Below are 14,501 nucleotides of genomic sequence, written 5' to 3'. Positions count from 1 at the left end.
CTTAAAACTGCTGTTTCCACTCGATTGCATTCAAGTCTGCAAATACATACACATCTTGAGCGATTTGTTTCAGCAAACCTAAACGGTTATTACGAACCTTTTCATCTTCTGCCATAACCATCGTCGCATCGAAGAAGCTATGGATCGGTTCTGAAAGCTCAGCTAATAAGTCAAGCGCTTCAGAGGGATGTCCGTCCTGAAGATATGACAAATATTCCTCTCTGATGGACTGATGGACTTCATATAATTTCTTTTCTTGATCATTTTTGAACAGACCTGGAGATACTTTATCATCGTCTGCTTTTTCCGCCAATTTCAAGGCCCGCCCAAGAGCTTCGTGGACCGGTTTAAATGATGGCTCCTGACGTTTTTCTACTAACAATTCTGCTTTCAGAATTGTTGTCGGATAAATACCGATACCCCGTGACAGAACAGCGTCTACCACATCCGGGTCAATATTCTTTTCTTTTAATAGATAAGCAGCACGGACGCGGAAGAACTCATGCAAATCACTATGAACCTCTTTTTCCGAGCGTGTAGGCAATTGGAGTTCAAAATAGAACTGGTGAACAAGATCGATCAACTTCTCCACAGGTATTGGCCACTGCTGCTTATTCAAGGTTTGTAAAATTCCCAGCGCCTGGCGTCTTAACCCGTAGGGATCTTGAGACCCTGTGGGAATGATGCCGATTGAAATACTTCCGACAATTGTATCAAGTTTATCAGCGATGCTGACTATAGAGCCGATCGTTGTTGTCGGTACTTGTCCATTTGCTTGTCTAGGCATGTAGTGCTCATTAATAGCCTTTGCTACCTCTTCATCTTCTCCGAAAATACGAGCATACTTCTCTCCCATTACACCTTGTAGTTCAGTGAATTCATCTACCATTTGTGTGACAAGATCGAATTTGCATATTTCTGCTGCACGTAGGGATTTTTGCTTCTCAGGTTCATCCAATTCCAACCACTCACTCAGTTTTCCAGTTATAGCTACGACCCGCTTAACTTTATCCGCTAACGTTCCAAGCTCTTCCTGATAAACCATACGTGAAAGCTTTTCCATTTTTTTATCGATGGACCCTTTCTGATCCTCTTCATAAAAGAACTGCGCATCTTTCAATCGTGCTTTCAATACTTTTTCATTTCCCCTAGCTACCGTATCCAAATGCTGGTCATCCCCATTTCGAACACCCACAAAGTAAGGGAGCAAAACGCCATCGTCCGAGCGGACAGGGAAGTAACGTTGATGCTCTTTCATTGAAGTGATTAGTGCTTCTTCTGGTACTTCAAGGAACTCCTCTGAAAAAGAACCACTGAAAGCCGTTGGGTATTCTACCAGATGTGTGACTTCGTTTAAGAGATCTTCATCGATGATTAACTTCCAATTATTTGCTGCTTCTAATTGTTTCAATTGATCATAAATGGTCTTCTTCCTGTCTTCCACAGAAGCAATTATTGATTGTTCTTTCAGCACATCTTCATACTGCTCCGGATCGTTGACAGTTGCCGTCCCACCAAGGAAACGATGACCAAAAGTCGTCTTTCCAGTCGAAACATTTTCAATTGAAAAAGGAATGACCTCTTCTCCATAAAGAGCAACAAGCCAGCGGATCGGACGTGCATATCGAAGCTCACGATCTCCCCATCGCATGTTTTTCGGGTATGTCAAACCAAGTAAGATGTCACCAAAACCCTCAAGAAGTTTCATTGTAGGCTCACCTTGAATGAACTTATTTACATGAACATACTCTGTTCCTTTAATTTCTTTAAAGTAAATATCCTCTACGTCTTTTCCTTGACCTTTAGAGAACCCAATCGCCGCTTTTGTCCAATCCCCATTATCATCTAACGCAATTTTCTTCGCAGGTCCTTTAGCTTCTTCTTCAATATCCGGCTGCTTTTCTTCCACATCCGTAATTTTTACTGCCAAACGTCTTGGTGTCGCGTAGCCTTTCACTTCACCATAAGGAATCCGGTTTTCACTCAGCCAATCGGCCGTTTTCTCCTGTAACTGTTTTAATGCATCGTCAATAAAACGGGCCGGCAGTTCTTCTACGCCTAGTTCAAATAATACGGATTTACTCATGGTTACTTTCCTCCTTCTTCAGCATTGGGAAGCCAATGCGCTCCCTTTCTTCCACATAGGTTTTCGCGATTTTTCTTGCCAGGTTTCTTACGCGTGCGATATATCCGGTTCTTTCTGTCACACTGATGACGCCTTTAGCATCTAAAAGGTTGAAAGTGTGAGAACATTTAAGTACATAATCATAAGCAGGGAACACAAGCCCTTGTTCCATGATCCGTTGGGCCTCTTTCTCATAAGTGGAGAATAATTCGAATAACATATCCTCGTCTGAAGCTTCGAATGTATAAACAGAGTGTTCATACTCTGGCTGTGTAAAGATATCACCAACAGTAACCCCATTTGTCCATTCCAATTCGAAAACGTTTTCCTTGTCCTGGATATAAGAGGCTAACCGTTCTAATCCGTAAGTGATCTCAGCAGATACCGGGCGTGCTTCCAACCCACCGATTTGCTGGAAATACGTAAATTGCGTGATTTCCATGCCATCAAGCCATACTTCCCACCCTAAACCAGCGGCCCCGAGGGTAGGGTTTTCCCAGTTATCCTCTACAAAGCGGATGTCATGCTTTAAAGGATCGATGCCTAAAGCACGTAAAGAATCTAAGTATAGTTCCTGGATATTATCTGGTGAAGGCTTCATGATTACTTGAAACTGGTGGTGCTGATATAGACGGTTGGGATTCTGACCATAACGTCCATCTGCCGGACGGCGAGAAGGCTCGACATAAGCTACGTTCCAAGGCTCAGGACCCAGGCTGCGCAACAATGTCATCGGCGACATTGTCCCTGCCCCTTTTTCTGTATCATACGCCTGCATCAACAAGCACCCCTGGTTGGACCAATGGTTTTGCAGTGTTAAAATCATTTCTTGAATATTCATGATTTTCCTCCTTGATCGTTGTGCGTAGAAAACAAAGAGACCCCGTTCCTACGCCTGTAATAGACATAGGGACGGGATCTCCGCGGTTCCACCCTAATTGCTTCCTGATGTTACCAAGAAGCCCCTTTGAAAAGTTGCTCCGGAATGCCTTCACTGATCCGTAAACACTTGTCTTCCACCATAACAAGCTCGCTTGTAGAATACGGGAGGCAGTTACTACTTTCCTTCGTCACAACACGTTATTTTGTATTAAAATCATACTCTAACTCCTGTAAAAATGTCAAACATTAATCAGTGAAGAGGTCAAGTTGTTTCAAAAATTTCTTGGATTTAAGGAAATATCCACCGTAACGATCATAATATTCATCCATGATTTGACGCAATAATTTTTTATTTTCTTCTTTCATGGTGATTTGACCGAGACGTTTGGCATCCATATGTAAAAAAACGCGCAGAAGTTTCGGTAACGGTTCAGGTAAACCGTATGCTTCGGGATCTCTCTGCTTACAACGATAACACAGGAGACCTCCCTCCGACATGGAGAAAGAATAGGGGCCATCCTGACTTCCACACTGAACACAGTGATCCACCACAGGAGCAAAACCTGCCTTTTTGAACATCTTCAATTCATACATCATCGTCAGGATATTCGGATCTTTTCCTTCGTGAATCCATTCCAATGTTTGCAGCAATTGTTCATAAATAAAAGGGTCCGGTTGTTTTTCTTCAATGAGTTTATCTGTCAATTCTGCAATATATGAAGCATATGCGGTTTTCACGATATCTTCGCGAATTGACCTTAATGAGGAAAGCATTTCCCCCTGGCTCATCGATCCCAACCCGGACCCTATATGAATGAGAAATGTGCCGTGGATAAACGGTTGTGTGATTGAAGACATTCGGCTCTTAGGTTTTTTTGCACCTCGAGCCATCACACCTATTTTCCCTTTTTCTCTCGTCATCATCGTAACGATTTTGTGTGTTTCACCATAATTAGTCGTTCGGATGACAATACCTTCCACCTTATCTAACAAATGGCTCACCTGCTCTATTTAAGGATTCAAATCATCCATAGGTATCCGTTCAGGTGAGGAAGCACTTTGCTCTTGAGACTGTTGATCTTGAGACTCCAACTCTTTCATCAATAAATATGTTTCCACATTGCCCGTTTGACTGAAAACATTCCATGAAAGTTTGTCGCGCACAAGAAACACCGCCTTTCTTATCATCACTAAACAAGTTACATTTTTAGGATGCTTCCTCTCCCCGAATTCATAAGGCTTAATTTTTTCCAATCCTTAATATTCGTCTTCGCGATAACCAAAGTCACTCAATTGGATTTGCTTATTTCTCCAGTCTTTTTGCACTTTCACCCAAAGCTCTAAAAAGACCTTGCTTCCAAGTAATGATTCAATGTCTTTCCTCGCTCTTTTCCCGACTTCTTTCAACATGCTCCCCTGCTTACCGATAATGATGCCTTTTTGAGATTTGCGTTCAACAATAATCGCAGCCTGGATATAAACAGCATTTGAATTTTCTCTTGGCTCAATCCCTTCAATGACTACAGCAATTGAATGAGGAATTTCTTCCCTAGTCAGATGCAGGACCTTCTCTCTGATGAATTCACTGATGACAAAACGCTCCGGGTGATCAGTGATCTGGTCTTCCGGATAAAACTGAGGTCCTTCTGGAAGCATTCTTTTTAAAATGCTGATCAAGTGATTGACGTTATTTCCTTCAAGAGCTGAAATGGGAATAATCTCTTCGAAGTCAAGCATTTCTTTGTACTGATCAATTAAGGGTAATAACTCATCCGGGTGTACTCTGTCAATTTTATTGATAATCAAGAAGACAGGTTGATCCACACGCTGGAGCCGATCCAATATGAATTGATCACCTCTCCCATAGCCTTCTTCAGCATTGATCATGAAGAGGACAGCGTCTACTCCATTCAAGGTGTTTTCTGCGACATTAACCATATAGTCGCCCAGTTTATGTTTGGGTTTATGGATTCCCGGAGTATCAATGAAAATGATCTGTGATTCATCGTCGGTCATAACTCCTTGAATTTTGTTCCTGGTTGTTTGGGGTTTGTCACTCATAATTGCGATTTTCTCACCGATGACACGGTTCATGAACGTAGATTTCCCCACGTTTGGCCGACCTACGATTGTGACAAATCCTGATTTGAAATTCTCTGTCATAAATTGTTCCTCCAATGATTACTAGACGATCGTTCTCATCCATTCTACTACATAATCACACTTGTTTCATGTAACTAGAACAAAGAAAGGATTTTCGGTAAAAAAATAACGATCCCGATTATAGCAGAACCTATACTTGCAACAAGTACAGCTCCTGCGGTAATATCCTTGACCGTTCCTACAGCTTGATGATGCTCCGGAGCCAAGTGGTCCAGTAATTTCTCTATCCCCGTATTGACCATTTCCAACGACAAAATAATTGATATAACAAGAGTGACCACTATCCATTCGAGAGCGGATATAGATAAGAGGAAGCCGGCAATAAGAACGAACGCCGCTATCAGAAGGTGTATGCGGAAATTCCGCTCCGATTTATAAACTTCTTTGAGCCCGTTCAAGGCAAAACTGAAGCCGACCATCCTCTTATATTTACGATCTTTGTAATCCGAACTCATGGAGGATTTCCTCTTGTCTCCCGAACATTGTTTTTTCCTCTTCTTCGTTCAGGTGATCATATCCAAGCAAATGCAGAAAGCCATGCAGAGCCAGAAATCCAAGCTCTCTTTCTAATGAATGGTCATATTCCTCTGCCTGTTCTTTTGCTTTATCGACTGATATGACAATATCTCCAAGCATTACGGGCATGTTCTCGTCCAGGATATTCATTTCTCCATCACCTAATTCCTGCATAGCGAAAGAGATCACATCTGTAGGTTCATCTTTTTGCCGGTAATTCCGATTAATCTCCTGGATTTCACTATTATCGACAAAACTTACAGACACTTCCGAGTCCCCTTTGAGACCTTCTTTTTCCCCTGCAAATCGGATGATGCGTTGAATCAAGTCTACAAAAGCTTCATCTACTGAATTGGTTTCATCTTGAAAATCGATGGTTATCATTATTTTGCCTCCCTGACTAAAGGTTTCGTTTCTGGATATTCAATTCGAGAATGGAATATCCCATGCAATGTTTCACATATAGCATGTTCCAATTTTTTTATTTCGTTAAACGTTAAATGACTATCGTCAAACTGACCATCAAGTAAACGATCCTCGATAATGGAGTGTACAATCGCTTTGATTTTCTCTTCCGTCGGATGATTCAAAGACCGTACCGCAGCTTCAACAGAATCGCAAACGCAGACAACAGCCGCTTCCTTTGTTTGTGGTTTGGGCCCAGGATAACGGTAATCTTTCTCCAGGGTACGTTCATTCTGTTCTTTTGCTTGATAATAAAAGAACTTCAACAATGTGGTCCCGTGATGCTGCTTAGCTATATCAACGATTTCACTCGGAAGTTTCTCATCTTCCAGCATCCTTGCTCCGTCGTAAGGATGGTTAATAATAATTTCAGCACTTTTCTCTGGATCTATAAAATCATGAGGGTTTTTCAAGCCCATTTGATTTTCTATGAAATAATGGGGCTGAACCGTTTTACCAAGGTCATGATAGTAAGCTGCCACCCGAGCTAAAAGTCCATTGGCTCCGATAGCTTCACAGGCTGATTCACTTAAATTAGCGACCATGACGCTATGATGATAAGTCCCTGGCGCTTCTGTCAGAATCTTACGAAGTAAAGGATGATTGGGATTGGCAAGCGTCAATAACTTTTGATCCGACAAGACTCCGAACCCTGTTTCAAAGAAAGGCAGCAATCCTAATGTCAAAACAGCTGCTAGAAAGGCTGCACTGAATCCATAGCCACAGTAAAGAAGTACTTCTGTCCACGAATACTTTTCAAAAGACATGAATAAAAAGAATAACAGAGCACATATATTAGTAAAAGCCACCCCTGCACTAGCTCTTACTATGGACAAGCGATCCTTCATTTTGGTCAGGAAGAAAATCCCCGCCAGTTGCGATAATAATAAATACATACCCGCTGTCGCATTCAAAGCCCCAGATAAGTGTCCATTGAACAAAATGCATGCCATCAGTGCATATACAACCGCAAGCACAAGAGCAAGACGTTCATGACAAAGGATTTTTATCAGGAAGACTCCGGCTACGGCGGGGACAAGATAGTGAACCGGCTGATCAGCACTGCCATAAAGACTGAATATTTTCATCAAACCAATGATGAATAAAGATGTGAACGCTGCAATGGTGAGGTGTCTCAAAGTCAGATGAGACTCCTTAACCGCCCGCAAGCTTTCAATATAAATCATCATCCCCAATAAGAGTGAAAATAATGCTAATCCGAAAAAAGGAAGACCATTATGCTGGTCATCCAATAGGCCTGTCAATTGAAGATCATCGTAGACATCGTTTGTAATAGTAGAGCCTTGCTTCACGATCACCTCACCCGCACGCAGCATAATCGGTTCAACTTGTGTGGCGGCTGCTTTGATGGCCTCTTCTGTTTGTTGCGGATCATATAAAGCATTCTCCACTAATGCGAACGCCCCTATGTCCGAGGTAACCTGCTTCAGTGTGTCAGGAAGGTTGGAATATTGAACTTTTAATTTCAACCGCCGTTCTGCATCATCTAATCGAGCTGGCCGAATGCCTTCCTGGAAGTAATTATGTAGTGTTGTAACAAGGAAGTCCTCACTTGCTTTTAAATCTTCAACTTTGGCAGATAAAAGTGGCTCATAAACACCAGAAGGCAGCCCCCGGGTGATATCTTCATCTAATAAAGATTCTACTTTCAACAGCTGCTCCCCAGTACTTGATTGCTCTTCAGCATCATGTTCCGTTTCCTTTATGACCTCAAAGACCTCACGAACTAGAGAGACCCTTTCTTCTGTAATATCCTCCGAAATCGAATATCGATCATCAACAGATTGAGTGACCTCTCTTATTTGCTGCTCCGTCTTTTTTTCATTTTCAATTGTGATCGGCGAACGAATTGTCTCAGGTGCTGTACTATATTTTTCAAGGCTGTATGTTTGTGTATGAACATTGGAAGCCGCCAGCACAAAAAAGAAGACAGCTACAACAAGGGCCGGTAGTGCTAAAACTACTTTTGAACTGTGCAGCCTCATTTCCTGCAATTTCTTGCTGAAGCGTTCCAACATAGCTATACACTCCCTTACAAATTATTCCAAGAACAGGTATGAAATAAGGCCCAACAGTATGGGCCCTATTTATTTTCACCTTCGTATGCGTTAATGATTCGCTGTACGAGCGGGTGTCTGACTACGTCGGATTGATCGAGATGGATAAAGGCTGAACCCTTCACTTTACCTAATCGCTCTTCAGCGACACGCAAACCGGACTTCACACCTTTAGGAAGATCGACTTGTGTGATATCACCTGTGATAATCATCTTGGATCCAAAACCTAAACGCGTCAGAAACATTTTCATTTGTTCAGGGGTCGTATTTTGTGCTTCATCCAGGATGGCGAAAGCATCATCAAGTGTACGCCCTCTCATATAAGCAAGTGGAGCTATTTCAATAGTCCCTCTATCAATCAGTCTCGTTGTGTGCTCTACACCGAAGACATCATGCAATGAATCATATAAAGGACGCAAATATGGGTCTACTTTTTCTTTTAAATCTCCTGGTAAAAAACCTAAACTCTCTCCAGCCTCAACCGCTGGACGTGTAAGTATGATCCTTTTGACATCACCATTTTTCAATGCATTGACAGCCATGATGACAGCAAGGTAAGTTTTCCCCGTACCTGCGGGGCCGATCCCGAACACAAGGTCATTGTTTTTAATTGCAGCGATGTAGTTACGTTGACCGAGTGTTTTCACCCGGATGGATTTACCTTTGGAGTTTTTTGTGATTTCATCCTCAAATAATGCTTCAAACTGATTGATTTTCCCTTTTTTAGCAAGCTCAACAGCATAAACGACATCTCGTTCTGTAATCGTCAAACCTTTGCGGATAATCGCAAGGACACTTAGCAGAATGTCTTCAACTAACTTGACATGTTCCGCTTGCCCGGTTACACGCACCTGTTCGCCACGAGAAATGATCGTGACTTGCAGCTGTTCCTCAATTTGTTTGAGGTTCCGGTCTTCTGTCCCGAACAGGGCTAGTGCTTCTGTTGTATTATCTAATTGGATGTCCATGTTTTTCATATCTTCTGGCATACTCAATCTCCTTGACTTATATACTTTGTCACTGCAATGTTTTCATGAACTTTGTACAATAGGATTAATTTTACTTTACCATTCTCCTCACCCAGGTGCAAAACTTTTTCTTCCTTTATCTCAGCGTCCACATCCAACTCTTGCTGTAAACTCCTTTTTGCCGTTGCAACCCCTAGTTTTTCAAGTTCTTTCTTTGAAGATTCATAGGCTTTAGGGTCTACAGAATAATGATCAGTCGTTTTAATGTTGAATGGGCTTCGGATACCGAATAGCTTCCAATCAGAAACAAATGTCTCTTCCCGGAACCTCCCCTCATTCCCTCTCCACCACCCCCAGATAGGCAATTTAATGTCAGCGATTTGCAAGTGATACTCACTTTCCACTGTCCCATCTGTCAAAAGCATGACTTGTTTCATCGGGAGGTTTTGTTCTACTTTATACCATGTTTCTGCAATTACATCTCCATCAGAGTGAACAAAGATATTCTCCTCCTCGACTAACTGCCCTGTAGCGAGCACCTGTCCCTTCTTTACGACATCATATACAGACACCATAGGCCGTCCTTTTTTGATGAAAGTTTCAACGACCATCCCTTTTTTCGACGCTACCAGATTAGAAGGTTTCTTGTTCATGTCTGTATCGTGACGCGTCTTCTCCACACCATACAGGTGATAGCTTGTCCCCTGTTTCTTCACCCCGATCCACAATAAGTCCGGGATATCATCCAGCAGTTTTTGTTGAAGTTCATTAGGATCACTCATCCCTATGGTTAGTTTTCCAGGAGAAACCCCATAACTATTCAATTTTTCTTCAACATTTGACTCTAGTTCAGGAGTCAGTCCCTCCACCTTAATCGACCAGAGTGTATTAGCAAGTAAGAAAATAACGGCAATTGCAGCAAAAAAAGCAACTAATAAAGATACCTTTCGAAGTAGATGCTTGTATAAAAAAGGGACACCCTTACCGGACTTTATGGTCAATTTGCAGCGGTACTTTTTTCTTATCTGCCTCAGGACCGTCCAATCTTTCAGCCGAATGGACATAATAACAGCCGACTCATCGATCCTCTTCAAGTCGGTAATCTGACAGCCTCGCCTTGTACAAGCTTGCAGAAATGGTTCAATCAATTTCCCTTCTACTTGGACGGTCATGATTCCGTGAAAGAAATCATGTTGATTCTTCATGACCTCATCCCCCTTCCGAATCAGGTAAAAATTCCACTGATTTCAACTCTCCCTCAAGAAGAAGCTCCTCTTTCAACATCATTTTCACACCTAAATCTTTACCGAGGATACGAACTTGACCCTTTTTATATTGAATTCTGACTTCACTATCAGAAAAGTGCAGGAGGCCTGTATGGTTTTCTATGTACACGTGGATGGACCCGATAGTGGTTATTCTAGGTAAATCCAACATGACATCTGATGGCAAATCGAAGTAACGACCGATCCATGCTCGGATTTGCTGTTGCCATTTTGACATGTGAAGCCCTCCCCTCTTTTTATTTATACGAAAAACGCACGAATTGTATCACTACAATTCGTGCGTTTCGTTATCTTTTTCGAGGATGAGAACTGTGAGGCTTATGAGCGCGAGGCTGACCAAGCACTTCAGCCATCAATATTCCTTCAGCTAAACGTTTCTTATCCCATTTTTTTGCACTCTCGATGAGAGGGCCGTTTTCAATCAATCGGCTTGCAGCATCCTTTCGGCCATTATCCTTATGAACCCTGACAGTGTGAGCGTCATCTTCTGGATTATCGTAAGAATAGGCATTGATCGGATCGGTTTCTTGATTTCCTCCAGATAACTCCTCCGACCTTTTCTTCTTTTCTTCATAATATTCCTTCAGCCGGTCTTCTCCAGACTTCATCGTCCGCTCTGGAGGAGCATCCGAGCCAGGCCCGCTAGGGTAAGTAGAAGGCCTAGGGACACGTTTTTTTTCTGACTCCTTTTTCGTATCTTTTTCTTTTGACATACCACTGAACCAACTGATGATTCCACCTATGATTGCAGCGAGAATAAGAAAATTACTGAACACTAGTTCAAAAAGTTCTCCCATGAAAATTCTCCTTTATATCCGTTAAGGGATTAACTTTCTTCACCTTCATTGTCTTCATCAGACATCTTGCCAAGGGTGTTTCTCATGTCAGTGTCTGCATTGATATTCTGATAGTTCATGTAATCCATGACACCCATTTTCCCAGAACGCAGAGCCTCTGCAAGTGCTTGCGGAACCTGAGCTTCTGCTTCAACAACTTTGGCTTGCATTTCTTGAACACGAGCTCGCATTTCCTGTTCTTGAGCGATCGCCATCGCACGACGTTCTTCAGCTTTCGCTTGAGCAATATTTTTGTCCGCTTCAGCCTGATCGGTTTGCAAGATGGCTCCAATGTTTTTACCGATGTCGATGTCGGCAATATCGATTGAAAGGATTTCAAATGCTGTGCCGGCGTCTAATCCTTTACCGAGGACATTTTGGGAAATACGATCGGGATTTTCAAGAACCTTGTTGTGATTTTGACTAGAACCGATGGTGGATACAATCCCTTCACCCACACGGGCGATTACTGTATCTTCACCGGCACCACCGACAAGTCGGTCGATATTCGCTCGTACCGTAATACGCGCTTTCGCCTTCACTTCGATACCGTCCATCGCAACACCCGCAATAAATGGCGTCTCAATCACTTTTGGATTTACACTCATCTGGACAGCTTCTAAAACATCTCGACCAGCTAAATCAATCGCTGCGCAACGTTCAAAGCTCAACTCGATATTCGCACGCTGAGCTGCAATCAAAGCATTGACCACGCGATCGACGTTACCCCCTGCCAGGTAATGACTTTCCAATTGGTTCGTATCAACATTGACGCCTGCTTTATGGGCTTTGATCAATGGGTTGATAACCCGGGAAGGGATGACACGTCTTAAACGCATTCCCACCAATGTAAAGATGTTGATTTTCACACCAGCTGCTAACGCACTGATCCAAAGCATGACCGGTATGAATGTAAATAACACTGCTAATACAATAATAATGACACCAATAATAATAATTGGCATTAATTCTTGAAGTGTCACTCTGTTTCCTCCTCATGTTCAACTTTTTTCAATTCCCGTACAACGATACGAGAACCTTCTACCTTGATGACTTTGACCTTTTGATGTACTCCGACGAATCCGCCTTCTGTTACAACATCCAATCGTTCACCAGCAAAGTCTGCCGTTCCAGAAGGACGTAATGGAGTCAGGGTTTCTCCTTCCATCCCAATCAATTCTAAACGATTAATCGTAGAAACATAACCTTTATCCGATGATGTGGAATCCTGTAATATGATATGCCTGAAGAAACCTCTTTCCATACCAAGAGTCTTGAATAGGATGACCGATACGATTATGGTCACCAGCAAGGCGATCCCTATACTCATAGCCATATGCCCCATATCAGCGGAAGAAAGCATGAGCGATGAGACAATCGCCACGATCCCGGCAATTCCAGCGATGCCACCGGGTAAAAAGAACTCAGCAACAACAAGACCAATACCTAAAACAAGCAAAATAATTGCTTCATACCCTGCGAGTCCCGCCACGATATGCCCGTAAAAAAACAAGACTAGTGAAAGTGCTCCCATCGTACCCGGAATACCGAAACCCGGTGAATACAATTCTACCACAAGTCCAATGCTCGCAATCGAAAGTAATATCGGTATGACGACGGGGTTTGTTAAGAAACGGGCTACATTTTCAGAAAAAGTAGGGTTTTGTTCAACTATTTCTGCTTCAGACATCCCTAACACATTAAGTAATTCGTTACGATCATCTACGATTCCTTCTGCATAGCCGACTTCTTCCGCCTCGCTGGGACCAAGAGTAAGAAATTCTCCTTCTCCTGCTCCATAGTCAGGTAAATCAACACTGCTATCTGCCATAGCCCTGGCATAGAGTGGGTCACGTCCATTAGATTCAGCAGCAGCAACCATAGAGGATATCCAAGCGGACTGGGCCTTCTTATCAGCAGCTGTACCATCTGAATTGATCACACCCGAAGCCCCCATCGTAGCTTGAGGTTTCATATAAATTTCATCCGCATTCAATGCGATATATGAACCTGCGGAATAGGCCCTGCTCGTAACAAAAGCACTGTTTGGTATATCGAGACCCTGAAAAATCTCCCCAATGTCTCCAGCAGCATCGACACGGCCACCAGGAGTGTCAATTTCAAATATTATATGATCGACATTATTTTCCCTGGCTTCTTTTGTAGTTCTTTTCAAGAAGGCAGCCATCCCACGCTCAACAGTATCTTTTACAGGAATAACATACACAGTATCTCCCTTACCGTCCGCTTGGGCTGTTGAATATAGTTGAAATACCGATAAAGCACCCGCTACAAAAATTACTGTCAACCACATGCCGAGGCGCCAAGTACCTTTCATCCAGCTTTCACCCCCTCATTTGATATCTTTCCCATCGAATAATAACTATACGATTGAAGGTGTATGTAGGTTTCAAAATAATATAAAAAGACCTCTCTTCTAAAAGAGAGGTCTTTATATTTAAGATAATTGCTGAAGAACGAGCTTATTGACCTTGGTTCCGTCGGCCTTGCCTTTTACTTTAGGCATGACGGCACTCATGACTTTACCCATGTCACTCTTAGAAGTAGCTCCTACTTCCTGGACCGTTTCCTGAACGATCTGCCTGAGTTCTTCATCTGTCAGCTGTTTCGGCATATATACTTGTAAAATCTCAATTTCACGTTCGAGTCCTTCTACAAGATCTTCACGTCCAGCTTCTTTGAATTCATGGAGGGAATCATTTCTCTGTTTTACCTCACGAGATAAAACAGTCAATTCTTCTTCTTCAGATAATGAGTCTTTTCCCAACTTGATCGCTTCATTCTGCATAGAAGCTTTCACCATACGGATCGTAGACAGTCTTTCCTTGTCACGAGCTTTCATAGCGATTTTCATATCTTGGGTCAGACGGTCTGTGATTGTCATCTCTTCAACACCCTCTTAGATTACTTACGCTTTCTAGCCGCCTCAGACTTTTTCTTACGGCGTACGCTAGGCTTATCGTAATATTCACGCTTACGATATTCCGCTAATGTACCACTTTTTGATACATCACGCTTAAAGCGACGAAGAGCATCTTCAAGAGACTCGTTTTTACGAACGCGAGTTGTTTTTGACATGCTAATTTCCCTCCCTCCGAAGCAAACAAAACTGTTTCTCTTGTATGGGAACCCCCCATACCTTTGACAATTATATTATATGG

Annotated in this window: 16 protein-coding genes; all 16 read right to left on the bottom strand. The window is 42.5% G+C overall.

All coding sequences use genetic code 11. The annotated features are described in order from the left end of the window. Position 1 precedes the first annotated feature (1 nt). The gene (gene glyS, locus HLI_RS18760) at positions 2-2,086 is read right to left on the bottom strand and encodes a glycine--tRNA ligase subunit beta (protein ID WP_128526428.1); all 2,085 of its coding nucleotides are present in this window, start codon (positions 2,084-2,086) and stop codon (positions 2-4) included. Then, positions 2,079-2,966: a glycine--tRNA ligase subunit alpha gene (glyQ, locus tag HLI_RS18755; protein ID WP_128526427.1), complete on the bottom strand. Its 888-nt coding sequence runs from the start codon at positions 2,964-2,966 to the stop codon at positions 2,079-2,081. The genes glyS and glyQ overlap by 8 nt, the downstream gene beginning before the upstream one ends. Before the next feature lie 287 nt (positions 2,967-3,253). Then, a complete protein-coding gene (gene recO, locus HLI_RS18750) occupies positions 3,254-4,000 on the bottom strand; it encodes a DNA repair protein RecO (RefSeq protein ID WP_128526426.1) in 747 nt (248 codons plus the stop codon). 18 nt (positions 4,001-4,018) lie between these two features. Beyond that, on the bottom strand, positions 4,019-4,171 hold the full coding sequence (locus tag HLI_RS18745; protein ID WP_241655886.1) for a YqzL family protein: 153 nt from the start codon (positions 4,169-4,171) through the stop codon (positions 4,019-4,021). Positions 4,172-4,264: 93 nt separating this feature from the next. Further along, entirely contained in the window at positions 4,265-5,170 is a 906-nt protein-coding gene (gene era, locus HLI_RS18740) for a GTPase Era (RefSeq protein WP_128526425.1), read from the bottom strand. Between the two features lie 74 nt (positions 5,171-5,244). Beyond that, on the bottom strand, positions 5,245-5,625 hold the full coding sequence (locus HLI_RS18735) for a diacylglycerol kinase family protein (protein ID WP_128526424.1): 381 nt from the start codon (positions 5,623-5,625) through the stop codon (positions 5,245-5,247). Continuing rightward, entirely contained in the window at positions 5,600-6,073 is a 474-nt protein-coding gene (gene ybeY / locus HLI_RS18730; protein ID WP_164908640.1) for an rRNA maturation RNase YbeY, read from the bottom strand. The genes HLI_RS18735 and ybeY overlap by 26 nt, the downstream gene beginning before the upstream one ends. Next, a complete protein-coding gene (locus HLI_RS18725; RefSeq protein WP_128526422.1) occupies positions 6,070-8,190 on the bottom strand; it encodes an HD family phosphohydrolase in 2,121 nt (706 codons plus the stop codon). Before HLI_RS18725 ends, ybeY begins: the two co-directional genes overlap by 4 nt. 65 nt (positions 8,191-8,255) lie before the next feature. Then, positions 8,256-9,218 (bottom strand): PhoH family protein, encoded by a 963-nt coding sequence (locus HLI_RS18720; RefSeq protein ID WP_128526421.1) that lies wholly within the window; start codon positions 9,216-9,218, stop codon positions 8,256-8,258. A 2-nt stretch (positions 9,219-9,220) separates the two neighbouring features. Beyond that, a complete protein-coding gene (yqfD, locus tag HLI_RS18715) occupies positions 9,221-10,402 on the bottom strand; it encodes a sporulation protein YqfD (protein WP_128526420.1) in 1,182 nt (393 codons plus the stop codon). A 4-nt stretch (positions 10,403-10,406) separates the two neighbouring features. Next, positions 10,407-10,700, bottom strand: a complete 294-nt coding sequence (gene yqfC, locus HLI_RS18710) for a sporulation protein YqfC (protein WP_128526419.1) — start codon at positions 10,698-10,700, stop codon at positions 10,407-10,409. 70 nt (positions 10,701-10,770) lie between these two features. Next, complete coding sequence (locus tag HLI_RS18705; protein WP_128526418.1) at positions 10,771-11,280, bottom strand: hypothetical protein; 510 nt, start codon at positions 11,278-11,280, stop codon at positions 10,771-10,773. Between the two features lie 29 nt (positions 11,281-11,309). Next, entirely contained in the window at positions 11,310-12,284 is a 975-nt protein-coding gene (gene floA, locus HLI_RS18700) for a flotillin-like protein FloA (RefSeq protein WP_164908639.1), read from the bottom strand. A 14-nt stretch (positions 12,285-12,298) separates the two neighbouring features. Then, on the bottom strand, positions 12,299-13,657 hold the full coding sequence (locus tag HLI_RS18695; protein ID WP_128526416.1) for an NfeD family protein: 1,359 nt from the start codon (positions 13,655-13,657) through the stop codon (positions 12,299-12,301). Positions 13,658-13,777: 120 nt separating this feature from the next. Then, positions 13,778-14,224: a GatB/YqeY domain-containing protein gene (locus HLI_RS18690; RefSeq protein WP_128526415.1), complete on the bottom strand. Its 447-nt coding sequence runs from the start codon at positions 14,222-14,224 to the stop codon at positions 13,778-13,780. Between the two features lie 20 nt (positions 14,225-14,244). Continuing rightward, entirely contained in the window at positions 14,245-14,418 is a 174-nt protein-coding gene (gene rpsU, locus HLI_RS18685; protein ID WP_008638284.1) for a 30S ribosomal protein S21, read from the bottom strand. Positions 14,419-14,501: the final 83 nt, after the last annotated feature.

It is taken from the genome of Halobacillus litoralis (genome assembly GCF_004101865.1).
GTDB lineage: Bacteria > Bacillota > Bacilli > Bacillales > Halobacillaceae > Halobacillus > Halobacillus litoralis_A.
The sequence above is the reverse complement of the archived record's forward strand: the minus strand, read 5'-3'. Positions and strand labels throughout refer to the sequence as shown.

What these genes read in the sequence shown, in the direction of transcription:
- glyS (WP_128526428.1), bottom strand. Translation starts at nt 2,086, where the DNA reads ATGAGTAAATCCGTATTATTTGAACTAGGCGTAGAAGAACTGCCGGCC.
- era (WP_128526425.1), bottom strand. Translation starts at nt 5,170, where the DNA reads ATGACAGAGAATTTCAAATCAGGATTTGTCACAATCGTAGGTCGGCCA.
- HLI_RS18690 (WP_128526415.1), bottom strand. Translation starts at nt 14,224, where the DNA reads ATGACAATCACAGACCGTCTGACCCAAGATATGAAAATCGCTATGAAA.
- rpsU (WP_008638284.1), bottom strand. Translation starts at nt 14,418, where the DNA reads ATGTCAAAAACAACTCGCGTTCGTAAAAACGAGTCTCTTGAAGATGCT.
- yqfD (WP_128526420.1), bottom strand. Translation starts at nt 10,402, where the DNA reads ATGAAGAATCAACATGATTTCTTTCACGGAATCATGACCGTCCAAGTA.
- HLI_RS18720 (WP_128526421.1), bottom strand. Translation starts at nt 9,218, where the DNA reads ATGCCAGAAGATATGAAAAACATGGACATCCAATTAGATAATACAACA.
- glyQ (WP_128526427.1), bottom strand. Translation starts at nt 2,966, where the DNA reads ATGAATATTCAAGAAATGATTTTAACACTGCAAAACCATTGGTCCAAC.
- HLI_RS18705 (WP_128526418.1), bottom strand. Translation starts at nt 11,280, where the DNA reads ATGGGAGAACTTTTTGAACTAGTGTTCAGTAATTTTCTTATTCTCGCT.
- HLI_RS18735 (WP_128526424.1), bottom strand. Translation starts at nt 5,625, where the DNA reads ATGAGTTCGGATTACAAAGATCGTAAATATAAGAGGATGGTCGGCTTC.
- yqfC (WP_128526419.1), bottom strand. Translation starts at nt 10,700, where the DNA reads ATGTCAAAATGGCAACAGCAAATCCGAGCATGGATCGGTCGTTACTTC.
- floA (WP_164908639.1), bottom strand. Translation starts at nt 12,284, where the DNA reads ATGCCAATTATTATTATTGGTGTCATTATTATTGTATTAGCAGTGTTA.
- HLI_RS18695 (WP_128526416.1), bottom strand. Translation starts at nt 13,657, where the DNA reads ATGAAAGGTACTTGGCGCCTCGGCATGTGGTTGACAGTAATTTTTGTA.
- HLI_RS18725 (WP_128526422.1), bottom strand. Translation starts at nt 8,190, where the DNA reads ATGTTGGAACGCTTCAGCAAGAAATTGCAGGAAATGAGGCTGCACAGT.